General features: G+C 63.7%; 19 protein-coding genes and 1 pseudogene. 4 read left to right on the top strand and 16 right to left on the bottom strand.

What is annotated here, in order from left to right; translation table 11 throughout:
* Nucleotides 1-40: 40 nt before the first annotated feature.
* The 4 genes from HWQ56_RS05185 to HWQ56_RS05200 all read right to left on the bottom strand — a co-directional run bounded on the left by HWQ56_RS05185 (nucleotide 41) and on the right by HWQ56_RS05200 (nucleotide 5,370).
* Nucleotides 41-2,887: a valine--tRNA ligase gene (locus HWQ56_RS05185; RefSeq protein WP_176569951.1), complete on the bottom strand. Its 2,847-nt coding sequence runs from the start codon at nucleotides 2,885-2,887 to the stop codon at nucleotides 41-43.
* Between the two features lie 120 nt (nucleotides 2,888-3,007).
* Nucleotides 3,008-3,382, bottom strand: coding sequence for a DNA polymerase III subunit chi (locus tag HWQ56_RS05190; RefSeq protein WP_176569952.1), 375 nt, complete (start codon nucleotides 3,380-3,382; stop codon nucleotides 3,008-3,010).
* Between the two features lie 7 nt (nucleotides 3,383-3,389).
* The gene (locus HWQ56_RS05195) at nucleotides 3,390-3,818 is read right to left on the bottom strand and encodes a DNA polymerase III subunit chi (protein ID WP_176569953.1); all 429 of its coding nucleotides are present in this window, start codon (nucleotides 3,816-3,818) and stop codon (nucleotides 3,390-3,392) included.
* Between the two features lie 61 nt (nucleotides 3,819-3,879).
* Complete coding sequence (locus HWQ56_RS05200) at nucleotides 3,880-5,370, bottom strand: leucyl aminopeptidase (RefSeq protein ID WP_158155955.1); 1,491 nt, start codon at nucleotides 5,368-5,370, stop codon at nucleotides 3,880-3,882.
* 306 nt (nucleotides 5,371-5,676) lie between these two features.
* Here HWQ56_RS05200 and lptF point away from each other — a divergent pair, with 306 nt between their 5' ends.
* Nucleotides 5,677-6,792 carry an LPS export ABC transporter permease LptF gene (gene lptF / locus HWQ56_RS05205; protein WP_158155953.1) on the top strand — a complete coding sequence of 372 codons (1,116 nt, stop codon included), beginning with the start codon at nucleotides 5,677-5,679 and terminating at the stop codon, nucleotides 6,790-6,792.
* Complete coding sequence (lptG, locus tag HWQ56_RS05210) at nucleotides 6,785-7,846, top strand: LPS export ABC transporter permease LptG (protein WP_158155951.1); 1,062 nt, start codon at nucleotides 6,785-6,787, stop codon at nucleotides 7,844-7,846. The genes lptF and lptG overlap by 8 nt, the downstream gene beginning before the upstream one ends.
* 1,114 nt (nucleotides 7,847-8,960) lie before the next feature.
* On the opposite strand, the gene HWQ56_RS05215 is transcribed toward lptG, so the two are convergent.
* From HWQ56_RS05215 to HWQ56_RS05250, 8 genes are all read right to left on the bottom strand, one after another.
* The gene (locus HWQ56_RS05215) at nucleotides 8,961-9,227 is read right to left on the bottom strand and encodes a hypothetical protein (protein ID WP_176569954.1); all 267 of its coding nucleotides are present in this window, start codon (nucleotides 9,225-9,227) and stop codon (nucleotides 8,961-8,963) included.
* 739 nt (nucleotides 9,228-9,966) lie between these two features.
* Nucleotides 9,967-10,452, bottom strand: coding sequence for an RDD family protein (locus HWQ56_RS05220; RefSeq protein ID WP_158153371.1), 486 nt, complete (start codon nucleotides 10,450-10,452; stop codon nucleotides 9,967-9,969).
* A 90-nt stretch (nucleotides 10,453-10,542) separates the two neighbouring features.
* Nucleotides 10,543-10,755, bottom strand: coding sequence for a cold-shock protein (locus HWQ56_RS05225; RefSeq protein ID WP_010220199.1), 213 nt, complete (start codon nucleotides 10,753-10,755; stop codon nucleotides 10,543-10,545).
* 370 nt (nucleotides 10,756-11,125) lie between these two features.
* Nucleotides 11,126-12,247, bottom strand: coding sequence for a glycine cleavage system aminomethyltransferase GcvT (gene gcvT / locus HWQ56_RS05230; RefSeq protein ID WP_176569955.1), 1,122 nt, complete (start codon nucleotides 12,245-12,247; stop codon nucleotides 11,126-11,128).
* A 30-nt stretch (nucleotides 12,248-12,277) separates the two neighbouring features.
* On the bottom strand, nucleotides 12,278-13,654 hold the full coding sequence (locus HWQ56_RS05235) for an L-serine ammonia-lyase (protein WP_176569956.1): 1,377 nt from the start codon (nucleotides 13,652-13,654) through the stop codon (nucleotides 12,278-12,280).
* Nucleotides 13,655-13,753: 99 nt separating this feature from the next.
* Nucleotides 13,754-16,600, bottom strand: coding sequence for an aminomethyl-transferring glycine dehydrogenase (gene gcvP, locus HWQ56_RS05240; RefSeq protein WP_176569957.1), 2,847 nt, complete (start codon nucleotides 16,598-16,600; stop codon nucleotides 13,754-13,756).
* 10 nt (nucleotides 16,601-16,610) lie between these two features.
* Nucleotides 16,611-16,988 (bottom strand): glycine cleavage system protein GcvH, encoded by a 378-nt coding sequence (gene gcvH, locus HWQ56_RS05245; RefSeq protein ID WP_158153375.1) that lies wholly within the window; start codon nucleotides 16,986-16,988, stop codon nucleotides 16,611-16,613.
* A 284-nt stretch (nucleotides 16,989-17,272) separates the two neighbouring features.
* A complete protein-coding gene (locus tag HWQ56_RS05250; RefSeq protein WP_158153376.1) occupies nucleotides 17,273-18,781 on the bottom strand; it encodes a sigma-54-dependent transcriptional regulator in 1,509 nt (502 codons plus the stop codon).
* 265 nt (nucleotides 18,782-19,046) lie between these two features.
* Between HWQ56_RS05250 and HWQ56_RS05255 the strand changes: the two genes are divergently transcribed.
* Both HWQ56_RS05255 and HWQ56_RS05260 read left to right on the top strand, forming a co-directional pair.
* Nucleotides 19,047-19,448 (top strand): MbcA/ParS/Xre antitoxin family protein, encoded by a 402-nt coding sequence (locus tag HWQ56_RS05255; protein WP_176569958.1) that lies wholly within the window; start codon nucleotides 19,047-19,049, stop codon nucleotides 19,446-19,448.
* A complete protein-coding gene (locus tag HWQ56_RS05260; protein ID WP_176569959.1) occupies nucleotides 19,448-20,146 on the top strand; it encodes an RES family NAD+ phosphorylase in 699 nt (232 codons plus the stop codon). The genes HWQ56_RS05255 and HWQ56_RS05260 overlap by 1 nt, the downstream gene beginning before the upstream one ends.
* On the opposite strand, the gene HWQ56_RS05265 is transcribed toward HWQ56_RS05260, so the two are convergent.
* From HWQ56_RS05265 to HWQ56_RS29395, 4 genes and pseudogenes are all read right to left on the bottom strand, one after another.
* Nucleotides 20,128-20,496, bottom strand: coding sequence for a DUF5064 family protein (locus HWQ56_RS05265; protein WP_176569960.1), 369 nt, complete (start codon nucleotides 20,494-20,496; stop codon nucleotides 20,128-20,130). The two genes, HWQ56_RS05260 and HWQ56_RS05265, sit on opposite strands and share 19 nt — an antisense overlap.
* 93 nt (nucleotides 20,497-20,589) lie before the next feature.
* Nucleotides 20,590-21,951: a CoA transferase gene (locus HWQ56_RS05270; RefSeq protein ID WP_176569961.1), complete on the bottom strand. Its 1,362-nt coding sequence runs from the start codon at nucleotides 21,949-21,951 to the stop codon at nucleotides 20,590-20,592.
* A gap of 78 nt (nucleotides 21,952-22,029) precedes the next feature.
* Nucleotides 22,030-22,785 (bottom strand): methyl-accepting chemotaxis protein, encoded by a 756-nt coding sequence (locus HWQ56_RS29390; RefSeq protein ID WP_425331954.1) that lies wholly within the window; start codon nucleotides 22,783-22,785, stop codon nucleotides 22,030-22,032.
* Between the two features lie 150 nt (nucleotides 22,786-22,935).
* Nucleotides 22,936-24,168: pseudogene (locus HWQ56_RS29395) on the bottom strand (PDC sensor domain-containing protein); the annotation flags it as partial.
* Nucleotides 24,169-24,190 lie beyond the last annotated feature (22 nt).

Below are 24,190 nucleotides of genomic sequence, written 5' to 3' on the forward strand. Positions count from 1 at the left end.
TCCCGAGCTCCGCCCGGTCCCACATGGGCCCGCTGAAGATTTACAGGCTGGCGATGCGCGCGTGCTGTTCGGCGAGCTTGCTCAGGGCCTGCTCGGCTTCAGCCAGCTTGGCGCGCTCTTTGTCGATGACCGCCGGTGGTGCCTTGTCGACGAAGGCGGCGTTGGACAGCTTGCCGCCCACCCGTTGCACTTCGCCCTGCAGGCGCTGAATTTCCTTGTCCAGACGGGCCAGCTCCGCGTCCTTGTCGATCAGACCGGCCATGGGTACCAGCACTTCCAGCTCGCCCACCAGTGCCGTGGCGCTCAACGGCGCTTCGGCGCCGGCTTGCAGCACGGTGATGGATTCCAGCTTCGCCAGCTTCTTGAGCAGGGCCTCGTTTTCCACCAGGCGGCGCTGGTCTTCGGCGTTGGCGTTTTTCAGGAACAGCGCCAGGGGCTTGCCCGGGCCGATGTTCATCTCGCCACGAATGTTGCGCACGCCCAGCATCAGGCCTTTGAGCCATTCGATGTCGTCTTCGGCCGCCTGGTCGATGCGTGCTTCCACGGCCACTGGCCACGGTTGCAGCATGATGGTCTTGCCTTCGGCACCGACCAGCGGCGCCAGGCGCTGCCAGATTTCTTCGGTGATGAATGGCATGAACGGATGCGCCAGGCGCATGGCCACTTCCAGCACGCGCACCAGGGTGCGGCGGGTGCCGCGCTGACGCTCGACCGGCGCGTTCTCGTCCCACAGCACAGGCTTGGACAGTTCCAGGTACCAGTCGCAGTACTGGTTCCAGATGAACTCGTACAGGGCTTGGGCGGCCAGGTCGAAGCGGAACTGGTCCAACTGGCGGGTCACTTCGGCTTCGGTGCGCTGCAGTTGCGAGATGATCCAGCGGTCCGCCAGCGACAGCTCGTAGGCTTCACCGTTCTGGCCGCAGTCTTCGCCCTTGTCCAGCACGTAGCGCGCCGCGTTCCAGATCTTGTTGCAGAAGTTGCGGTAGCCTTCGACACGGCCCATGTCGAACTTGATGTCGCGGCCAGTGGAAGCCAGCGAGCAGAACGTGAAGCGCAGGGCGTCTGTACCGTAGCTGGCGATGCCGTCGGCGAATTCGGCGCGGGTCTGCTTCTCGATGGCTTTCTGCAGCTTGGGCTGCATCAGGCCGGTGGTGCGCTTCTGCACCAGGGCTTCGAGTTCGATGCCGTCGATGATGTCCAGCGGGTCAAGCACGTTGCCCTTGGACTTGGACATCTTCTGGCCCTGGCCGTCGCGCACCAGGCCGTGCACGTAAACGGTCTTGAACGGCACTTGCGGGGTGCCGTCCTCGTCCTTCACCAGGTGCATGGTCAGCATGATCATCCGGGCGACCCAGAAGAAAATGATGTCGAAACCGGTCACCAGCACGTCGGTGGAGTGGAATTTCTTCAGGAACTCGGTCTGTTCCGGCCAGCCCAGGGTGGAGAATGTCCACAGGCCCGAGCTGAACCAGGTGTCCAGTACGTCGTTGTCCTGGTTCAGGACCACGTCGGCGCCCAGGCCGTTGCTGGCACGCACTTCCTCTTCGCTGCGGCCGACGTAGACCTTGCCGGCCTCGTCGTACCAGGCGGGAATGCGGTGGCCCCACCACAGCTGACGGCTGATGCACCAGTCCTGGATATCGCGCATCCACGAGAAGTACATGTTCTCGTACTGCTTGGGCACGAACTGGATACGACCGTCTTCAACGGCAGCGATCGCAGGCTCGGCCAGGGGTTTGGTGGACACGTACCACTGGTCGGTGAGCCACGGCTCGATGATGGTGCCCGAGCGGTCGCCCTTCGGCACTTTCAGCGCGTGGTCGTCGACGCTGACCAACAGGCCGGCGGCGTCGAAGGCTGCGACGATCTGCTTGCGCGCTTCAAAGCGATCCAGGCCGGCGTACTCGGCCGGGATCTTGCCGTCGATGCTTTCGTTCAGCGTGCCGTCCAGGTTGAACACCTGGCAGGCCGGCAGCACGGCGGCATTCTTGTCGAAAATGTTCAGCAACGGAAGATTGTGGCGCTTGCCGACTTCGTAGTCGTTGAAGTCGTGGGCCGGGGTGATCTTCACGCAGCCGGTACCGAACTCGGGGTCGCAGTAATCATCGGCGATGATCGGGATGCGGCGGCCCACCAGGGGCAGCTCGACGAACTGGCCGATCAGGGCCTGATAGCGCGGGTCGTTCGGGTTCACGGCCACGGCGGCGTCGCCGAGCATGGTTTCCGGGCGGGTGGTGGCGACGATCAGGTAATCCAAGCCTTCAGCGGTCTTGGCGCCGTCGGCCAGCGGGTAGCGCAGGTTCCACAGCGAGCCCTTCTCGTCGTGGTTTTCCACTTCCAGGTCGGAAATGGCGGTGTGCAGCTTGGTGTCCCAGTTGACCAGGCGCTTGCCGCGGTAGATCAGGCCGTCTTCATGCAGGCGCACGAAGGCTTCCTTGACCGCTTCCGACAGGCCGTCGTCCATGGTGAAACGCTCGCGGCTCCAGTCCACGGACGAGCCCAGGCGGCGGATCTGGCGGCTGATGTTACCGCCGGACTGGTCCTTCCATTCCCAGACCTTCTCCAGGAATTTCTCGCGGCCCAGGTCGTGGCGGTTCTGGCCCTGGGCTTCGAGTTGACGCTCTACCAGCATCTGGGTGGCGATACCGGCGTGGTCGGTACCCGGTTGCCACAAGGTGTTGCGGCCCTGCATGCGGCGGAAACGGATCAGGGCATCCATGATCGCGTTGTTGAAACCATGGCCCATGTGCAGGCTGCCGGTGACGTTCGGCGGCGGGATCATGATGGTGTACGGGTCGCCCGCCCCTTGCGGAGCGAAATAGTTCTCGGACTCCCAGGTCTGGTACCAGGAAGTTTCAATGGCGTGCGGCTGGTAGGTCTTATCCATGCTCGGCGGGACCCTAATAGGCATTTATTCAGGAAAGCCGATTAGTATAGCGGCAGCTGCAAGCTTCAAGCTACCAGCGGCAAGAAGGTCCTTGCCATTCTTGCCGCTCGCAGCCCGCGGCTATGGCTGCTGCAGCAGCCGTTCCATCCGCGCTTCGAGGCGACGCTTGATTTCGGTTTCGATGTGCGGGGCGAAATCATCGATCACGTCTTGCATGATCAACTGGGCGGCGGCACGCAGTTCGGCGTCCAGGTGCAGCAGGGTGTCCTGGCGGTTCTGCGCCGGGGTGGCCGGCTCAGGGGCTGGCTTGATGGCGGCAGCCTCGGCCTGGGTTTGCGCTTCAAGCTGGTCGAAGAGCAAAGGGATCTGTTCGTCGCTGACCACGGTCTCGGTCAGCAGCGGCGGTTGCAGGGTGTCGTCGCCGAGCAGTTTGCGGATCGATTCCAGGTCGTCCAGCAGGTGCGCGGATCTAGGCATTTTTTTCGCAGTGTCCATCGTTGGCTCAGAGTCGCTGTAAGCGGTGATCTTGCAGAGGATAGCCCTGTTCGCGGTAGAAACGGAAACTCTCCCGTGCCGCCTGACGAATAGCAGGGTCTTCGACCACCACCTCGGCCACGCGGGCGAAGCGGCCGGCGAAGGTGGGCACCCTCAGGTCCAGGTTCACCAGCAGGTCCTGGTGCGACGCGGGCGCGTCCGCCAGCCCCAGGGCGATCACGGCATCGGGGTCTTCCTCGGCCAGGCTGTGGGGTACGAAGCTTTCGCCCTTGAACGCCCACAGGCGGGCATCGAGCTGCTCGCGCTGCGCGGGATCGCTGCAATGCAGGTACACCCGGTGGCCCAGGCGCCAGGCCTTTTCCACCAGCTTGCAGGCGAAGTCCAGCCGCGCCGCGGGCAGCGGGCTGGGCAGAATATAGAAATCGACTTTGGTCATTTCGGTCCTATCACACGTGCGGCCGGACCGCTCCCTGCCGGGGCGGTCTGGCCTGGCGTGCTTAAACGCCGGCGCGGTCCAGCAGGTACTGGGTCAGCAGGGGAACCGGGCGGCCGCTGGCGCCTTTGTCCTTGCCGCCGCTGACCCAGGCAGTGCCGGCGATGTCCAGATGCGCCCAGTGGTAGCTCTTGGCAAAGCGCGACAGGAAGCAGCCCGCGGTGATGGCGCCACCTTTAGGCCCGCCGATGTTGGCGATGTCGGCGAACGGCGAGTCCAGTTGCTCCTGGTATTCATCGAACAGCGGCAGTTGCCAGGCGCGGTCGTCGGCAGCCTTGCCGGCTTCCAGCAGCTGTTCCACCAGCTCGTCGTTGTTGCCCATCAGGCCCGAGGTATGGGCACCCAGGGCTACCATGCAGGCGCCGGTCAGGGTGGCGATGTCGATCACCGCCTGGGGCTTGAAGCGTTCGGCGTAGGTGAGGGTGTCGCACAGCACCAGGCGGCCTTCGGCGTCGGTGTTGAGGATTTCCACGGTCTGGCCGCTCATGGTGCTGACGATGTCGCCAGGGCGGGTGGCGCTGCCGCTGGGCATATTCTCGGCGCAGGCCAGCAGGCACACCAGGTTGACCGGCAACTTGAGTTCCAGCACGGCGCGCAGGGTGCCGAAGACGCTGGCGGCGCCGCACATGTCGTATTTCATCTCATCCATGCCGGCGGCCGGCTTGATGCTGATGCCGCCGGTGTCGAAGGTGATACCCTTGCCCACCAGCACGAATGGCTTCTCGGATTTCTTCGCGCCCTGGTAGTTGAGCACGATCAGCCGTGGTGGCTGTTCGCTGCCCTGGGCCACGGCCAGGAACGCGCCCATGCCCAGTTCCTTGAGTTTCTTCTCGTCGTGGATTTCCACCTTGAGGTTCTTGTGTTCCTTGCCCAGTTCCTTGGCCTGCTCGGCCAGGAAAGTGGGGTGGCACAGGTTGGGCGGCAGGTTGCCCAGGTCACGGGTGAAGCTCATGCCGGTGGCGATGGCGCTGGCGTGGGCCACGGCGCGTTCCACGTCGGCCTGGCTGGCCTTGTCGGTCAGCAGGGTGATTTTCTTCAGGGCACGGGGCTCGGCCTTCTTGCTCTTGAACCGGTCGAACACGTATTCGCCGTCCTGCAGGGTTTCGGCCAGCAGGCGCGCCTTGCCATAGGCGTCGCGGCCTTTCACGCCCAGTTCGTCCAGCGCCAGCACGGCGTCGGTGCCGCCCAGGTTCTTCAGCGCGCCCAGCACGGCGGCGCCCAGCTTGCGCCAGGCGCGGTCGCCCAGCAGCTCATCGGCACCGGTGCCTACCAGCAGCACGCGCTCGGCCTTCAGGCCAGGCAGGCTGTGCAGCAGCAGGGTCTGGCCCGGCTTGCCGGTCAGGTCGCCACGCTTGAGCACGGTGGTCAGGGCGCCGCCGCTGAGTTCGTCGACCTTCTTGCCGACGCTGCCCAGTACGCGACCTTCGCCAACGGCGACGACCAGGGTCGCGGTCTTCAGGCTTTCAGCGCTTACGCTTTTTACAACCAATTCCATTTCCGGGTCCCCTAATGAACTGTAAGTGTGCGCGGCCTCTAATGGGATGCGCCAAGATGAAACTGCCTGGCGCAACCCTGTGGCGGCCAGGCCAAAGTCCCCAGTTTGAGCCTTGCCGACGCGCGCTGACAACCCTTGGGCGCGGGTTTGCGCAACTGGATGCGTACGCGAAGTGACAGGCAGGCTCAATCACAGGATAATGCGCCGACTTTTTCCATGGTTCGCCCTGCGCGCGCCTGCCACCGGAGTGGCCGCTATGTATCCCTTGTTCGGCCATCTGAGCCTGACAACCCTGGAGTGTCTGGTTTGATCGTCTTCCGCTATCTGTCCCGTGAAGTCATGCTCACCCTCAGTGCCGTCAGCGCGGTACTGCTGGTGATCATCATGAGTGGGCGCTTCGTCAAGTACCTGGCCCAGGCCGCCTCGGGCGCCCTGGACCCAGGCGTGCTGTTCCTGATCATGGGCTACCGCCTGCCGGGTTTCCTGCAGTTGATCCTGCCCCTGGGCCTGTTCCTGGGTATCTTGCTGGCCTATGGTCGGCTGTATCTGGAAAGCGAGATGACCGTGCTGGCGGCCACTGGCATGAGCCAGCAACGGCTGCTGGCCTACACCATGGCCCCGGCCGCGGTGGTGGCCCTGGTCGTCGCCTGGCTTAGCCTGAGCCTGGCGCCGCTGGGCGCGCAGCAGTTCTCGCAGGTGCTCAACCAGCAGGACGCCATGACCGAGTTCGATACTCTGGAGCCCGGCCGCTTCCAGGCCTTGCGTGACGAAAGCCGGGTGACCTACACCGAGACCATGAGCGACGACCGCATCAACCTGGGCGGCGTGTTCATCTCGCAGAAGCGCCTGGGCCAGGACGCCAAGGACCGTGGCATCACCTTGTTGCTGGGTGAAAAAGGCCGCCAGGAGCGCCGCCCCGACGGCAGCCGCTACCTGATCCTGGACAACGGCTACCGGTATGACGGCATCCCGGGGCAGGCCGACTACCGCGCCATCCAGTACCAGACCTACGGGGTCATGCTGCCCAAGCCCGAAGTCAGTGAAGAAGTCACCGACCGTGATGCCATCCCCAGCAGCAAACTGTTCAGCGGCGAGTCCACTGACAAGGCCGAGCTGCAATGGCGGCTGTCGCTGCCGTTGCTGGTGTTCATCGTGACGCTGATGGCGGTCCCGTTGGCACGGGTCAACCCGCGCCAGGGTCGTTTCCTCAAGCTGCTGCCGGCGATTCTTCTGTATATGGCTTACCTCACCGTCCTGATTTCCGCCCGTGGCGCCATGGAGAAGGGCAAGCTGCATTCGGCCCTGGGGCTGTGGTGGGTGCACGGGTTGTTCCTGATCATCGGCCTTGGCCTGATGTACTGGGAACCGCTGCGCCTGAAGCTGGCCAGCCGTCGCGCAGCGCCGGAGGTGGCCCATGGTTAAGCTGGACCGCCACATCGGCAGCAGTGTGCTGATGGCTATCCTGGCCGTGCTGGGCGTCATCCTCGGCTTGGCCACTCTGTTTGCGTTCATCGACGAGATGAGCGACATCAGCGCCACCTATGGCCTGCTGGACATTTCCTGGTACGTGCTGCTTACCGCCCCGCGGCGTCTGTACGACATGTTGCCGATGGCCGCATTGATCGGTTGCCTGATCGGCCTGGGCAGCCTGGCCAGCAACAGCGAGCTGACCATCATCCGTGCGGCGGGCGTGTCCATCGCCCGTATCGTCTGGGCCGTGATGAAGCCCATGCTGGTGCTGATGGTGTGCGGCCTGCTGATCGGCGAGTACGTGGCGCCCGTCACGGAAGCCAAGGCCCAGGCCGACCGTTCCCTGGCCCAAGGCATCGGCGACGCGCAGAGCGGCCGCCATGGCCTGTGGCACCGCGAGGGCCAGCAGTTCATCCACATCAACACCGTGCAGCCGGCTGGCCTGCTGTATGGCGTTACCCGCTATACCTTCGATGACGAACGCCATATCAAGACCGCCAGTTTCGCCCGGAAGGCCCAGTACGCCGATGGCCACTGGAACCTCTCCGACGTGGCCACCACGGTGTTCCATGGAGACCGCACCGAGGTGGTCAACACCCCGACGGAGCAGTGGGATGTGTCGGTGACCCCGCAGTTGCTGAGCACCGTGATCATGGCGCCCGAGTCGCTGTCCATCAGCGGCTTGTGGGGCTATATCCACTATCTGTCTGACCAGGGCCTGAACAACACCAAGTACTGGTTGGCGTTCTGGACCAAGATCCTGCAGCCGCTGGTGACTGCGGCGCTGGTGTTGATGGCCATCTCGTTCATCTTCGGGCCGTTGCGTTCGGTAACTCTCGGGCAGCGGGTGTTCACGGGGGTGCTGGTGGGCTTTACCTTCCGTATCGTGCAGGACTTGCTGGGGCCGTCGAGCCTGGTGTTCGGGTTTCCGCCGTTGCTGGCGGTGGTGATTCCTTCGCTGGTGTGTGCGGTGCTTGGGTGGTGGTTGTTGCGTAGGGCGGGTTGAGTTCCGCGACTGGAAAAAGCCGACCTCAGGGTCGGTTTTTTTTGCGCTGGCGGTTACGGCTTGGCGTCGGATATGTACTCAGCCTGAAAGGCTACGCTTCTAGATGGATCGCACGCATATCCAATGGGTTGGGCGCGCCCACCGACGGTTTCGCCCTTACGGCGAGTCACTTTTTGGCAGACGCCCCAAAAAGTAACCAAAAAGGGCTCGCCCCTGCTGGGGCCCTGCGCTGCGCTCCGGGTACCCACCTTCCGGCGCCAACCAGGGGGCAAACGGCCCCGACTATAGAAGCGTGCCGGGGCCGTTTCCTCGGCTAAAGCCTCGGGCCCTGCGGGCAGCCCCCTGGTCGACGCCGGAAGGTGGCCCAGGCGCTTAACGGGGCGGCACGTCAAGAGCAAGATCAAAAGCCACAGCAAAAGCAAAGGCAAAAGCTAAGAGCCAAGGCGGAAGCTAACACTTGGCTGAAGTGCGTCGACGCTCGCGAACTGCGTTCTTGTAGAGAAAGCCGATCTCAAGGTTGGGGTTTTTGCTGGCCTTTGATCCTGCTTTTGATGTTGCTGTTGCTGTTGCTGTTGCTGTTGCTGTTGCTGTTGCTGTTGCTGTTGCTGTTGCTGTTGCTGTTGCTGTTGCTTTTGACGTGCCGCCCCGTAAAGCGCCTGGGCCTCCTTCCGGCGTCGACCAGAGGGCAGCCCGCAGGGCCCGAGGCTTTAGCCGAGGAACGGCCCCGGCACGCTTCTATAGCCGGGGTCGTTTGCCCTGTGGTCGGCGCCGGAAGGAGGGAACCCGGAGCGCAGCGCAGGGCCCCAGCAGGGGCGAGACTTTTTTGCTTACTTTTTTTGTCGTTTGAAAAAAAGTGAGCCGGCGTAAGGCCGGAACCGCCAGTTTGCGCACCCTGTGCAATGGATATGCGTGCGATCTTATTAGCAGCGTGGCTTTTCAATTCGAGTACATATCCAAGGGGGTGGCGGCCCGGCTGGCGGTTTCGCCCTTACGGCGAGTCACTTTTTGGCAGACGCCCCAAAAAGTAACCAAAAAGGGCTCGCCCCTGCTGGGGCCCTGCGCTGCGCTCCGGGTACCCACCTTTCGACGCCGACCAGGGGGCAAACGGCCCCGGCTATAGAAGCGTGCCGGGGCCGTTTCCTCGGCTGCCGCCTCGGGCCCTGCGGGCAGCCCCCTGGTCGGCGCCGAAAGGCGGCCCAGGCGCTTTACGGGGCGGTACATCAAAAGCAAGATCAAAAGCCACAGCAAAAGCAAAGGCAAAGGCAAAAGCAAAAGCAAAAGCAAAGGCAAAGGCAAAAGCAAAAGCAAAAGCAAAAGCAAAAGCAAAAGCAAAAGCAAAAGCAAAAGCAACAGCAACAGCAACAGCAACAGCAACAGCCAAGAACCACGGCGGAAGCCAACACTTGGCTGAGGTGCGCTCCCGTAGAGAAAGCCGATCTCAGGGTTGGGTTTTTCGCTGGCTTTTGATCCTGCTTTTGATGTTGCTTTTGCTTTTGCTTTTGACGTGCCGCCCCGTAAAGCGCCTGGGCCTCCTTCCGGTGTCGACCAGAGGGCAGCCCGCAGGGCCCGAGGCTTTAGCCGAGGAACGGCCCCGGCACGCTTCTATAGCCGGGGCCGTTTGCCCTATGGTCGGCGCCGGAAGGAGGGAACCCGGAGCGCAGCGTAGGGCCCCAGCAGGGGCGAGACTTTTTTGCTTACTTTTTTTGTCGTTTGAAAAAAAGTGAGCCGGAGTAAGGCCGGAACCGCCAGTTCGCGCACCCTGCTCAATGGATATGCGTGCGATCCTATTAGCAGCGTGGCTTTTCAATTCGAGTACATATCCAAAGGGGTGGCGGCCCGGCTGGCGGTTTCGCCCTTACGGCGAGTCACTTTTTGGCAGACGCCCCAAAAAGTAACCAAAAAGGCCTCGCCCCTGCTGGGGCCCTGCGCTGCGCTCCGGGTACCCACGCAGCCCCCTGGTCGGCGCCGAAAGGCGGCCCAGGCGCTTAACGGGGCGGTACGTCAAAAGCCAGATCAAAAGCCACAGCAAAAGCAAAAGCAAAAGCAAAAGCAAAAGCAAAAGCAAAAGCAAAAGCAAAAGCAAAAGCAAAAGCCACGATAGAAGCTAGCGCTTGGCTGCGTCAGCGCGCTTTCTTTGGAATGTGCACCAGTTGCGTCCCCGAATACAGGTCATGCCAGCCGCGTTTCTGCTTGTCCACCAGCGCCCACCAGAACCCCGCGCCAAAGCACAGCCATGAACCGATGGCTACCACGAACCGCAGCAGGGCCTGCCAGAGGGTGATGGCTGTGCCGTCAGGATTCTGCACTCGCACGCCCCATACCTGCATGCCCAAGGTCTGCCCCGCGTGCATCCAGAACTTGGCGAAGAAGGCAAACAGCGCGCAGAACAGCAGGGTGGACAGGAACGGGTCGCCGTCCAGCGAACCAGACTCGGACAACGCACGTAAACGCGCCTCGCCGATGAAGGCCATCATGACCAGCTTGTATACCAGCGTGGTCACCATCAACAGCGCCACGCACAGCAGGAAATCGTAGAACACCGCAGCCATGCGCCGGCCGAGGCCGGCCGGTTGGAAGTCGCCCTGGGGGCTGAGTCGTCGGGTCATCCTTGGCTCTCCAGTCGATCTTGAAACGCAGGCACAAAAAAGCCCCTGGCGTTCCCGGCAGGGGCTTTCTTTCGGGCATTCACCGGGCAATCAAGCCTCAGCGATAACCTCGTCAGCTTGCATGCCTTTCTGGCCTTGAACGGCGATGAAAGTCACTTTCTGGCCTTCTTTCAGGCTCTTGAAGCCGTTGCCCTGAATAGCGCGGAAGTGCACGAACAGATCCGGACCGCTTTCTGGAGTGATAAAACCAAAACCTTTCTCGTCGTTAAACCACTTGACGGTACCGCTCTGACGTTGGGACATTTTCTTATTTCCTTGGAACTTGAATTGATGACAGCTTCTTTCAGGTGAAAGAGATACTGGGCTGGGTTGCAGGAAAGTAAGAGACGTCGAACGGGTTGTAGCAAAGCTCAGAGCTACTGCCCAGGTCACGAACCATAGCGACCCATGCAAACACAGTGAGGAAACTCTACGCTAACTTCAGACAGAAAAACAAGCCCTCCGCTACGTCGCTTTTCCACCTTTTTTACCGCCGTTCGAGCCTTTTCCTACGGGCTTTTCCCACTATCCCCATCAGGTATTTTCGAATGGACTAAGCCCATTTCGATATCGCATAAAACAGGGGCAACATGTCAGCAAGGTGACAGCCCGACAGGCTGTCCCTGTGATCGCATTAACCGCGGTAGTAACGCTGTGCCACGAACGGCATTTTGCTGACTTTCATCGCCACGTGCTTGCCGCGCACGATAGCCCATACGGATGTATCAAGCGCGCCGTGAGCGGCGTCGACATAGCCCATGGCGACGGGGCCGCCCAGGGTAGGGCCGAAGCCGCCGCTGCAGACGACACCGATGACCGCGCCGCTTTCGTCGACGATTTCGGCGCCCTCGCGCACCGGGGTGCGTTCCTGTGGCAGCAGGCCCACGCGCTTGCGGGCCACGCCGGCTTGCTGCTGGGCGAAGATGGCCTGGGCGCCAGGGAAGCCACCGGCACGCATGCCGTCGGCACGGCGGGCCTTGGAGATGGCCCACAACAGGCTGGCTTCGATCGGTGTGGTGGCAGTGTCCATGTCATGGCCATACAGGCACAGGCCGGCTTCAAGGCGCAGCGAGTCGCGGGCGCCCAGGCCGATGGCAGCCACCTCGGGTTCGGCCAGCAGGCGACGGGCCAGGGCCTCGGCGCTGGCAGCGGGCACGGAAATTTCGAAGCCGTCTTCGCCGGTATAGCCTGAGCGGCTCACGTAGCAGTCCACGCCCAACAACGAAACCGGGGCAAACTGCATGAACGTCATCTGCGCCACCTGTGGTGCCAGGCGTGCCAGCACGGTGACCGCCGCCGGGCCCTGCAAGGCCAGCAGGGCGCGTTCCTCGAACAGCGGTTCAATGGTGCAGCGCTCGCCGATGTGGGCGCGCAGGTGGGCCAGGTCCTGGTCCTTGCAGGCGGCATTGACTACCAGGAACAGGGTGTCGTTGCCCAGGTTGGCGACCATCAGGTCGTCGAGGATACCGCCAGTCTCGTTGGTGAACATGGCGTAGCGCTGCATTCCCACGGGCAGGTCGACGATGTCGACGGGCACCAGGGTTTCCAGTGCACGGGCGGCATCGCTGCCGGTCAGGCGGATCTGGCCCATGTGCGAAACGTCGAACAGGCCGGCCTGTTCACGGCTGTGCAGGTGTTCTTTCATCACCCCGAGCGGATACTGCACGGGCATGTCGTAGCCGGCGAACGGCACCATGCGCGCACCCAGTTCCAGGTGCAAGGCGTGCAGCGGGGTCTTTTGCAGTTGTTCGGACATCGTGTGCTCCAGCATTCGAATAGGGTTGCCTCAACATTCGATGATGTTGACGGCCAGGCCGCCGCGGGCGGTCTCTTTGTATTTGCTTTTCATGTCGGCGCCGGTCTGGCGCATGGTGCGGATGACCTTGTCCAGCGAGACGAAGTGCACGCCGTCACCGCGCAGGGCCATGCGCACCGCATTGATGGCCTTCACCGAACCCATGGCGTTGCGCTCGATGCAGGGCACCTGCACCAGGCCGCCAATGGGGTCGCAGGTCAGCCCCAGATTGTGCTCCATGCCGATCTCGGCGGCGTTTTCCACTTGTTGCACGCTGCCGCCCAACACCTCGCACAACGCCCCGGCAGCCATGGAGCAGGCCACGCCGACCTCGCCCTGGCAGCCCACCTCGGCACCCGAGATAGAGGCGTTTTCCTTGTAGAGGATGCCGATGGCGGCGGCGGTGAGCAGGAAGCGCACCACGCCGTCTTCGCTGGCCCCGGGAATGAAGCGCATGTAGTAGTGCAGCACCGCCGGCACGATACCGGCCGCGCCATTGGTGGGCGCGGTGACCACGCGCCCACCGAAGGCGTTTTCCTCGTTGACGGCCAGGGCGTAGAGGTTGACCCAATCGAGCACCGACAAGGCATCGCGCAACGACGCCTCGGGGTTCTTGCACAATTGCCGGTGCAAGGCCGCGGCCCGGCGCTTGACCTTCAGCCCGCCGGGCAAGATGCCTTCGTTGCGGCAACCCGCCTCGACGCAGTCCTGCATCACCTGCCAGATGTTCAGCAGGCCGGCGCGGGTCTCGGCTTCCGGGCGCCAGGCGCCTTCATTGGCCAGCATCAATTGGCTGATGGAGAGCCCCTGGGTACTGCAATGGGCCAGCAGTTCCTTGGCGGTCTTGAAGGGGTAGGGCAGCACCGTGGTGTCTTCGACAATGCGGTCGGCGCCGGCCGCGCCCTCGTCCACCACGAAACCACCGCCCACCGAGTAGTACTCGCGGCTGCGCACCTGCAGGCCGCTTTCATCGAAGGCGCGGAAGATCATGCCGTTGGGGTGGAAAGGCAGTGGCTTGCGGATCATCGCCAGGTGCTGCTTTTCTTGGAAGGCGATGCTGTGCACGCCCAGCAGGTTGAGCCGGCCGCTGTCGCGGATGGCCTGCAGGCGGTCGTTCACGGTACGGGTGTCGACGGTATCCGGGTGCGAGCCTTCCAGCCCCAGCAACACGGCCTTGTCGCTGCCGTGGCCTTTGCCGGTGGCGCCCAGCGAGCCATACAGCTCGACCTTGACGCTGGTGGTGGCGCCGAGCAGGTCATCGCGTCGCAGGCCTTCGACGAAGCGTGCGGCGGCCCGCATGGGGCCCACCGTGTGGGAGCTGGAGGGGCCGATGCCGATCTTGAAGAGGTCGAAAACGCTTAGGGACATACAAGCTCCTGAGGCAGGCTGGGGATCGGTGTTGGCCTGTTCCAGAGCTTCGCCCAGCCCTGCAGGGCCGGGCAAAGCTCTGGAAGCAGGCGCCGCGGATCAGTCCTGGTAGGCCTCGATGGACGGGCAGGCGCACACCAGGTTGCGGTCACCGAACACGTTGTCCACACGCCCGACTGGTGGCCAGTATTTGCTTTCGATCAACGATGCCAGCGGGTACACCGCCTGTTCGCGGCTGTAGGCATGGGTCCATTCGCCCACCAGTTCGGCCGCGGTGTGCGGCGCGTTCTTCAGCGGGTTGTCGTCCTTGTCGAGGCTGCCACTTTCCACCGCGCGAATTTCCTCGCGAATGCGGATCATGGCATCGCAGAAGCGGTCCAGTTCAGCCTTGGATTCGCTCTCGGTCGGTTCGATCATCAAGGTGCCGGCCACCGGGAACGACATGGTCGGGGCATGGAAACCGAAGTCGATCAGGCGCTTGGCGACGTCATCGACGCTGATGCCGCTGCTGTCTTTCAATGGCCGCAGGTCCAGGATGCACTCGTGGGCCACCAGGCCGTTGCTGCCGGTGTACAACACAGGATAGTGCTCTTCCAGGCGGCGCGAGATGTAGTTGGCATTGAGAATGGCCAACTGCGAGGCGCGCTTGAGGCCTTCGCCGCCCATCATGCGGATGTACATCCAGGTGATGGGCAGGATCGAGGCGCTGCCGAACGGCGCGGCGCACACTGCACCTTCCTTGCGCTCCAGGGCGCCATGGCCGGGCAGGAACGGCGCCAGGTGCGATTTCACACCAATCGGGCCGACGCCCGGGCCGCCACCGCCGTGGGGAATGCAGAAGGTCTTGTGCAGGTTCAGGTGGGAAACGTCGCCACCGAACTTGCCGGGGGCGCACAGGCCGACCATGGCGTTCATGTTGGCACCGTCGATGTACACTTGGCCGCCATTGTCGTGGACGATGGCGCATATTTCGCGAATGCCTTCCTCGAACACGCCGTGGGTGGACGGGTAGGTGATCATGATCGCGGCCAGGCGGTCGCGGTGTTCGACCGCCTTGGCGCGCAGGTCCTCGATGTCGACGTTGCCGCGCTCGTCGCAGGCGGTCACCACCACGCGCATGCCAGCCATGTGAGCGGTAGCGGGGTTGGTACCGTGGGCCGAGGAGGGAATCAGGCAGATGTCGCGACGCTCGTCGCCACGGCTCTGGTGGTAGGCGCGAATGGCCAGCAAGCCTGCATATTCACCCTGGGAGCCGGCGTTGGGCTGCAGCGACACGGCGTCGTAGCCGGTGGCCTTGCACAGCATGGTTTCCAGTTCGCTGGTCAGCAGTTGGTAGCCCTTGCTCTGCTCGGCAGGCGCGAAGGGGTGCAGGCTGCCGAACTCAGGCCAGGTGATGGGGATCATCTCGCTGGCGGCGTTGAGCTTCATGGTGCACGAGCCCAGCGGGATCATGGTGCGGTCCAGGGCCAGGTCCTTGTCGGCCAGCTTGCGCAGGTAGCGCATCAGCTCGGTTTCGGAGTGGTAGCGGTTGAACACTTCATGGGCCAGGATCGCCGATTGGCGCAGCAGGGCGGCCGGCAGGCGGTCGCTGGTGCTGGCGGCCAGGGCGGTGAAGTCGGGCAGGTCGCTGCCAAACAGTGCCCACAGCTGCTCTACATCGGCTTGGCGGCTGGTTTCATCCAAAGACAGGCCCAGGCGCTGGGCGTCCACTTCGCGCAGGTTCAGGCCAGCGGCGCGGGCCTTGGCGTGCAGGTCGGCAGTGGCGTTGCCAGTGGCCAGGGTCAGGGTGTCGAAGAAGTGCGCCTGTTCAACTTTCACGCCCATGGCGATCAAGCCCTGGGCAAGGATGGCGGTGAGGCGGTGGGTGCGCTGGGCAATCTGGGCCAGGCCGGCCGGGCCGTGGTACACGGCATACATGCTGGCGATGTTGGCCAGCAGCACCTGGGCGGTGCAGATGTTGCTGGTGGCCTTTTCGCGGCGAATATGTTGTTCGCGGGTCTGCATGGCCAGGCGCAGGGCCGTCTTGCCATGGCGGTCGATGGACACACCCACCAGGCGGCCCGGCATGTCACGCTTGAACGCATCACGGGTGGAGAAATACGCCGCGTGCGGGCCACCGAAGCCCAGAGGCACGCCGAAGCGCTGGGCGCTGCCGATGGCCACGTCGGCGCCGAACTCGCCGGGTGGGGTGAGCAGGGTCAGGGCCAGCAGGTCGGCGGCCACGGCCACCAGCGCGTTGGCGGCGTGGAAGCGCTCGACCAGGGCGCGGTAGTCGAAGATGTCGCCATTGCTCGCCGGGTATTGCAGCAGGGCACCGAAGAACTCGCTGACATCGGTGAGGCCGGCTTCATCGGCCACCACCACTTCAATACCCAGTGGTTCGGCCCGGGTGCGCAGTACGTCGAGGGTTTGCGGGTGGCAATGGCTCGACGCGAAGAAGCGCTGGCTGGCCTTGTTCTTGCTCAGGCGTTTGCAGAAGGTCATGGCCTCGGCAGCGGCGGTGGCTTCGTCCAGCAGCGAGGCGTTGGCGATCGGCAGGCCGGTCAGGTCGCTGATCAGGGTCTGGAAGTTCAGCAAGGCTTCCAGGCGGCCCTGGGAAATTTCTGGCTGGTAGGGGGTATAGGCGGTGTACCAGGCCGGGTTTTCCAGCAGGTTGCGCAGGATCGGCGTCGGGGTATGGCAGTTGTAATAGCCCTGGCCGATGAAGGTCTTGAACAGCTGGTTCTGCGCGGCGATGGCCTTGATGGCGGCCAGTGCCTCGGCTTCACCCTGGCCGGCTGGCAGGTCCAGAACACTGGTGCCTTTGATGGTGTCGGGAATGACGCTGGCAGTCAGCGCGTCCAGGTCGTCGTAGCCCAGGGTGGCCAGCATGGCCTGCTCGTCAGCGGCGCGTGGGCCGATGTGGCGAGCGATGAATTCGTTGGCGGTGGTCAGTGGCGTGGTCATCGTCGGGTCCTCAGGCCTGGGCGGCGATCAGGTTGTCGTAGGCCTGCTGGTCCAGCAGTTCGGCCACCTGGCCGGCGTCCGCCGGAATGAACCGGAAGAACCAGCCGGCGCCCAGCGCGTCTTCGTTGACCAGCTCAGGGCTGGCGTCGAGTTCGGTATTCACTTCCACCACTTCGCCGTCCAGGGGCATGTTGATGCTGCTGGCGGCTTTGACCGATTCCAATACGGAGACTTCGGCATCGCGGGCGTAGGTGGTCAGTTCCGGCAATTGCACGAACACCACGTCACCCAGGGCGTTCTGGGCAAACGGGGTGATGCCGACCGTCACGCTGCCGTCTGCTTCGACGCGCAGCCATTCGTGTTCGACAGTAAAACGCAATTCGCTCATGGAAACTCCTCGGGCCAGATAACGGCTGGCGACGCAATGGGTGTGCCCGGGCCTGAAGCCCCGGGCGGGGTCTGGAAGTTCCATAGCAAGTTCGTTGCCAACCTGCGAAAGCCCACTAAAACCAAGGTGTCAGGGGATTTTTCGAAAGGTTTGGGAGTGGTGGCTGTAGCGAAACCGCTACAGGCGCCGGGGGTGAAAAAAGCCATTGCGGATCAGGCCCTTGAGAATGGGCCTCGGAGGAGTGTCGGAACGAAATCGTAACGGTGTTTCGATTTCGTTCCGGGCTACTTGCCGCTGATGCCGTATTTGCGCAGGCGATGGGCAATCGCGGTGTGCGACGTCTGCAAGCGGGTGGCCAGTTGGCGCGTGGAGGGGTAGCTGACGTAGAGCTTTTGCAGCAAAGCCTTTTCGAAGTCGTCCACCGCCTGTTCCAGGCTCTCCACCTGACCATCGCTGCCGTGGCGCGCCACGGACGTGCCGGCGATATCCAGGTCACCGATGTCCACCAGCGCCCCTTCGCAAATGGCGGCGGCGCGGAAGATGACGTTCTGCAACTGGCGCACGTTGCCCGGCCAGCGATTGCCCAGCAGCGCCGGGTAGGTGGCGGGCGCCAGGCGGCAAATGGGCCGCTGGATCTGGGTGCAGGCCTGCTGCATGAACGAACGTGCCAGCAAGAGGATGTCCTGCCCGCGCTCGCGCAGGGGCGGCACTTCCAGGTTGAGTACATTGAGGCGGTAGAACAGGTCTTCGCGGAACGCGCCTTCGCTGACCATCTTCTCCAGGTCGCGGTGCGTGGCGCTGAGGATGCGCACGTTGACCTTCACTTCGCGGTCGCCACCCACGCGGCGGAAGCTGCCGTCATTCAGGAACCGCAGTAGCTTGGCCTGCAGGTAGGGTGACATCTCGCCGATTTCGTCGAGAAACACCGTGCCCTGGTGGGCCAGTTCCATCAGCCCCGGCTTGCCGCCGCGCTGGGCGCCGGTGAAGGCACCGGGGGCATAGCCGAACAGCTCGCTTTCGGCGAGGTTTTCCGGCAGCGCCGCGCAGTTCAACGCCAGGAACGGGGCGCTGTGGCGCGCGCTGATGGCGTGGCAAGCGCGGGCCACCAACTCCTTGCCGGTGCCGGTTTCACCCTGGATCAGCAACGGTGCATCCAGCGTCGCCACCCGCTGGGCGCGGGCCTTCAGGGTACGAATGGCTGGCGAGTCGCCCAGCAGCGAGTCGAAGCCTTCAGCGTGGTCATGGTGCAGCGCGGCCAAGCGTTCGCCGATGCGGTTAGGCGGGTACAAGGTCAGCAAGGCGCCGGCGTCGGTGATCGGGGTGGCGTCCAGCAGCAAGGTCTCGCCGTTGACACTGACTTCACGCAGCGGCAAGCGAAAACCCTGGTCGAGCAAGGTGTCGAGCAGGTTGGGATCCTGGAACAGCTCGGTCACCGACTCGCCCGCCGGCTCGCGGCCATACAGGCTGATCAACGCCGGGTTGGCCAGCAGCACTTTGCCCGCGCTGTCCAGCGCCAGCACCGGGTCGGTCATGGCGGCCAGCAGGGCGTCGAGCTGCAAGTGGCGGCGCTGGCCGGGCAGGATGTCCACCACGCTCACCGACTGCACGCCACCCACGCTCAGCAAGGCGTCGCGCAATTCGTCGAGCACCTTGGGGCTGAGGGTGGGGGCGTCGATGTAGACATTGGGCGGCACCATCTCGACGGCATCGAGGTTGAGGTTGCGGGCGCCCAGCAGGGCCAGTACTTCCTGGGTGATACCGACTCGGTCGATGAAACTGACGTGAATACGCATGGCGGGGCAGGGGATCTGGACAGCAGGGAGCGCGAGTATGCCTTGGGGGTGGGGCGGGTGGGAATGGCCAGGGCGAGTCGGCGCTCAGTTCGCGAGCGTCGCACTGTCCTACGAAGCCCTACCAGCTCCGCTGTAGGAGTGGGCGACCTTCGTGACGTCGAACGACGTCAGGGTGGCGGATACTCTCTATTCGCATCTGAATTGTCTGATTTAATTCATTCGTATCTGGAGTATAGTGATTCGGGTCAAGACAACGGAGCCTCCCATGCCTCTACCGACGCCATTACCCAGCCCACGTCTCGACCCGGTTGAGACGGGGCGAGTTGCCCTGACGTTTTTCTTCAACCTCATGGCGCATTGGCAATGCACCACTGAGCAGCAACGCATTTTGCTAGGCAGTGTTGGCAATACCACCTATTTCAGTTGGAAGAAGCGCCCTGCGGTGCGCCTGCCCCATGACACGCTGGAACGTATTTCCTATTTGATGGGCATCCACAAGGCGTTGCGCATCCTGTTCAGCAACCAGCCGGAACGTGCTTACCAGTGGGCAACGAAGGAGAACGCCGCCGCCCCGTTCAATGGACGTTCGGCGCTGGCCTATATGCTGGGCGGCCGAGTCATGGACCTGGCGGATGTGCGGCGCTACCTGGATTCGGTGCGCGGCTGATGGCGTCACCCCTGTTACCTGCGTGGGACCAGGCCTACCGCATCGTCAATAGCGCCTTCCCGCCTATCGCTGTGTTCGAGGACACGCTTGATCCGGCGGACCTGGAAGTGGCGTTTTTAATCGAGGGCATGACCAACGATCGTTTGTGCGACGAGGCCGGGCAAATCCAGCGAGTCCCGCCGCAGGACCGGATCAGTGGCCCAGGGGCTACGCCGATCATGGCGGCTTTCACCCATATCGGCAGGGCAAGCCGCTTTACGGACGGCACCTTCGGTGTCTATTACTGCGCCAGTAGCCTGGCTGCCGCCCTCGCCGAAACCCGCCACCACCAGGAAGCGTTCTGGCGCGCCACGGCCGAAGCAAGCATCGAGGTCACGATGCGTACGTATGTGAACCAGGTCGTCAAGCCGATGGAAGATTTGCGTGGCGATGACGCGCTGCACCAGCCAGAGGCCGCCAGCTACCCGGCCACCCAGGCGGTGGCGCGACAATGTCGAGAAGCGGGCGCCTGGGGGCTGTTATACCGCAGCGTACGCGCGCCGGGGCACGAATGCGTTGCCGCGCTCCGCCCACCGGCGCTATCGCTGACCACGCAAGGCCCGCATTTTCGCTACCTGTGGGACGGCCGTGCCCAAGCGTTCAGCTATGTACTGGAAGTGCGCGAGGCGAGCGAGGCGATCTACCGGGAGCCCAAGTGATCTGGTGATACGCAATCGCCGGAATGAGCGCCGATCTTGCTGCGTATATCCTCGAATACGGCGTCATAATGATGATGCAGTGATACCGCCAGCACGTTGGTGGTCGGCAGGCCATTCTTGCGCGCAATATGGTCGGCGGCACTGGCGAAGTTGTACCAGTCGTCCTTGCCCAGTTGAAATTCATCCTGGAAGGTCTTTTCGTTGATATGCCCTTCGACTTTGAATTGCACGTAGCGGCCGCGGCCGGCGTCGTCCAGCACCTCGTAGTACAGGTTGATTTCGTAGCTCAAATCAGTGGGCTGCAGGGCGGTGTGCTGCAAGTGCAGGCGGCCGGGTTCGAACAGGGCCATGGTGGGGCTCCTTGTGGGCGGAAACGTAGAGGATAGACCTTATGAGCCCGCGCAGGGTTCAGGGCCTTGGCCTGGCACCTGCAATGGTCTGGTTCAGATGAAGGTGGCCGGCGAGGCACCCAGCTCGCTGGCGGGGCTGGCCCATTGCATGGGGGTGCCGTCGATACGCAGCGGCGGCACCAGGCGCTGCGCCGGGCCCCACGGCGTATGTTCGATCTGGCTGGCCAGGTCGCCGCTGCCTTCGGCACTCAGGGGAAGGTCGGCGGTTACCTGGCCGTGGTCGACCAAAGCCTTGGCCGTACGCGCCAGGGACAGCCGCGACGCGCTGCCTCGTCCACTGGCCAGGCGCTCGCGCACACCGTCGATGGCGGCGGCGGCAATCAGGTAGCCGGTGGCCATGTCTAGCGCCTGAACCGGCAGCGGTACCGGTTTGTCGGCCTGGCGCCACTGCTGCCCTGCTGCGGCAATGCCGGTACTCATCTGCACCAGGCTGTCGAAACCGCGGCGGTTGCGCCATGGCCCGGTCCAGCCGTAGGCGTTGAGGCTGACGTTGACCAGCCCTGGCGCCAGTCGCTGCAGGGATGCGCTGTCGTATCCGAGGTTTTCCAGCGCATCCGCACGGTAGCCGTGCACCAGTACGTCAGCCTGGGCCAGCAGGCGCTCGAAGCTGATACGGTCAAGGCTGTCGTGCAGGTCCAGGCGGGCACAGCGCTTGCCCAGGGTCACTTCGGCGACCAGTGAGGGTTCTTCCCAGCCAGGCGGGTCGATACGCAGCACGTCGGCGCCCATCGAGGCCAGGAAACGGGTCGCCACGGGCCCCGCGAGTATGCGGGTGAGGTCCAGTACCCTGATGCCCGCCAGCGGCTCGGTGCGGTTGCCGGACCACGCCATGCGGGGCTGCTCGGGGCCCGCTACGGTAGCGACCAGCGCTTCGGCGGCCACTGCCGTGCCTTGGGGGTGAGCACGCCACTGCGCCAGGTTCAGCATTTGCGCGGCGCAACCATGGGCCGCAACCACGGCACTTTCCAGGTCCTGGCCCTGCCATTGGCTGACCGCCGCGGCCACGGCATCCCGGTCGGCGCAGTCGCCCAGGACGCTCAACGCCGCCGCGCGGTGGTGCGGCGCATTGGTGTGCAGGCGAATCCAGCCATCGGCCGTGGGGTAGTCGCCGGCAATCGGGTCCCAGGGCGGCGCAGGCGCCCAACCCATGGGGCGCAGGCTGCTGGCGAACCAGAACGAAGCCAGCCGCCGGTCCACTTCCAGGTGGGTCACCGGCTGCCCCTGCTGGTGCAGCAGCTCGGCTACCGCCAGGCCGGCGACGCCGATACTGGCACTGGCAAAGTCGGTCACGGCGAAGGTAGAGGCCAGGGCCCCGGTACCAGGAAAGGTCACCAGGGGCCGGTGTTGCGAAGCCAAGCCCAGTGCCTGGGCAAGGCTGGCGAGTAAGTCAGGCATTGAATCGGTCCTCCTGGGTGGCCGGCAGAAGCTGGCTTGCCTCAGCTTATCATCGCCTGCCACACGGGAGTTGGACCCTTAAACGCGGAATTGATCCATCAATTTCATCTGCTGGCTCGCCAGGGCATTGAGCTGGCTGCTGACCTGGGCCGATTCGGTTGCCTGGCCGGTAAGGGTTTCGGTTACGGTGCGAATGGCCGAAACGTTGCGGTTGACCTCTTCGGCCACGGCGCTCTGCTCTTCGGCGGCACTGGCGATCTGCAGGTTCATGTCGCTGATCACCGTCACCGCTTCGCTGATCTTGCCCAGGGCCTGCACGGCCTGGTTGATCTGCACGGCGTTGTCCTGGGCCTTGGTCTGGCTGGAGTGCATGGTCTGCACCACACCGCGGGTACCGCTCTGGATGCGCTCGATTACGTGGCGAATTTCCTCCACCGAATCCTGGGTGCGCTTGGCCAGGTTGCGCACCTCGTCGGCCACCACGGCAAAGCCGCGGCCGCTCTCGCCGGCGCGGGCCGCCTCGATGGCGGCGTTCAGGGCCAGCAGGTTGGTCTGCTCGGCGATGCTGCGGATCACTTCCAGCACCGAGCCGATCTGTTCGCTGTTGACGGCCAATGCTTCTACCTCGCCCACCGCCTTGCTGACTTCCTCGGCCAGCGAGTTGATGTCGCGGGTGCTGCGCTCGATGATCGACAACCCGTCCTTGGCCGACTGGTCGGCGCGACGGGCCGCGGTGGCGGCATTGGACGCGCTGTTGGCGACATCATGGGCCGTGGCGCTCATTTCATTGGAAGCGGTGGCCACCTGGTCGATCTCGCGGAACTGCACCTGCATGCCGTCACTGGTGCGGCGGGCGATGTCCGAAGACTGGTCGGCGGTGCTGCGTGCATCGCTGACAGTCTGCTTGATCTTGGCGATGGTCGGTTGCAGCTTGTCCAGGAAGCGGTTGAACCAGTTGACCAATTCGCCCAGTTCGTCCTGTTTGCTGTACTTCAGGCGCTGGGTCAGGTCGCCATCGCCGCTGGCGATGTCCTTGAGCATGGCGGCCACGCTGTTGATGGGGCGGGTAACCCCGCTGGCGGTCAGCCACAGCAGCACCAGGCCCACCAGGGTGGCCAGTGCGCCGACTACGATCACGGTAACGGTGCCTCGGGTCTGGGCGCTGTCGAGTACCCCTTGCAGTGTGGTGGCGTCGGCCAGCAGGACTTTTTCCGGCAGGTCGATCACCACGCCCCATGGTGTGCCATCGGTGATGGCCGGGGCGGGGTAGATGGCGCGGATCAGCTCGCCCTGCTTGAGTACCTTGGGCTGGTTGGCGCCGATCAGTTGCACGATCTGGCGGCCGTCCTCGCCCAGCACCTGGTCGACTTTCTTGCCCAGCAGGCTGGCGTCGCCGCTGTTGGCCGCCAGGGCGCCGGCGGTGGAGACGATCATCATGTGCCCGGCGCCGTTGAACAGGTCACGCTGGGAGGTCTCGGCGGACGTCTGCAGCGAGTCCAGGGCTACGTCGACACCTACCACGCCGATCACTTTGCCTTGGTCGCGCAGGGGCACGGCAATGCTGCTCATCAGCATCAGCTTGCCGCCCACAGTGTCGGTGTAGGGTTGCAGCAGGCACGGTTTGCCGCTGTCACGCGCGCAGGTGTACCAGGCGTTGTAAGGCACGCCGGTGAGGGTCAGGTCTGTTTTGTTCATGTCACCTTCGGCGGTGACGGTGTTCAAGGCAGTACCGTTGGCGCGGCTCCAGTAGGGCGCGTAGCGGCCACTTTCGTTGGATGAGCGCTTGTCGTCGTTGACGAAGTCAGCGTCATGGCCGTCCAGGGCCTGGGGCTCGAAGGCCGCCCACACACCCAGCACTTTGGGGTTGCGCTCGAAGATGGCCTTGATGGCCTGGTTGATCTCCTCGCGCAGGGCGGCCGGCGGGAGGCCGCGGTGGCCGGCCAGGCTTCGCAGGCCAATGATCTGGTCCGCGGCGGCGTTGGCCACCAGCAGGTTGTCGCCGAAGGTTTTCTGCATTTGCGCGGCTTTTTCCGCCGCTTTCGTCTGTAGCAAATTCTGAACGCTTTCAGTGAGCATCTTGCGGCTCGAGGCGCTCACCAACGCGTTGTTCTCGCCAGTCTGGTACAGGTTTATCCCGACGATCAGCCCAGCAACGCCCAAAAGGCAAAGGCCGGCCAACAGCACGATTTTCAAGCGGATGGAGAGTTTGTCGAACATGGGCGCGCACTCACGAGTTGAC

The sequence above is a fragment of the Pseudomonas eucalypticola genome (assembly GCF_013374995.1).
GTDB lineage: Bacteria > Pseudomonadota > Gammaproteobacteria > Pseudomonadales > Pseudomonadaceae > Aquipseudomonas > Aquipseudomonas eucalypticola.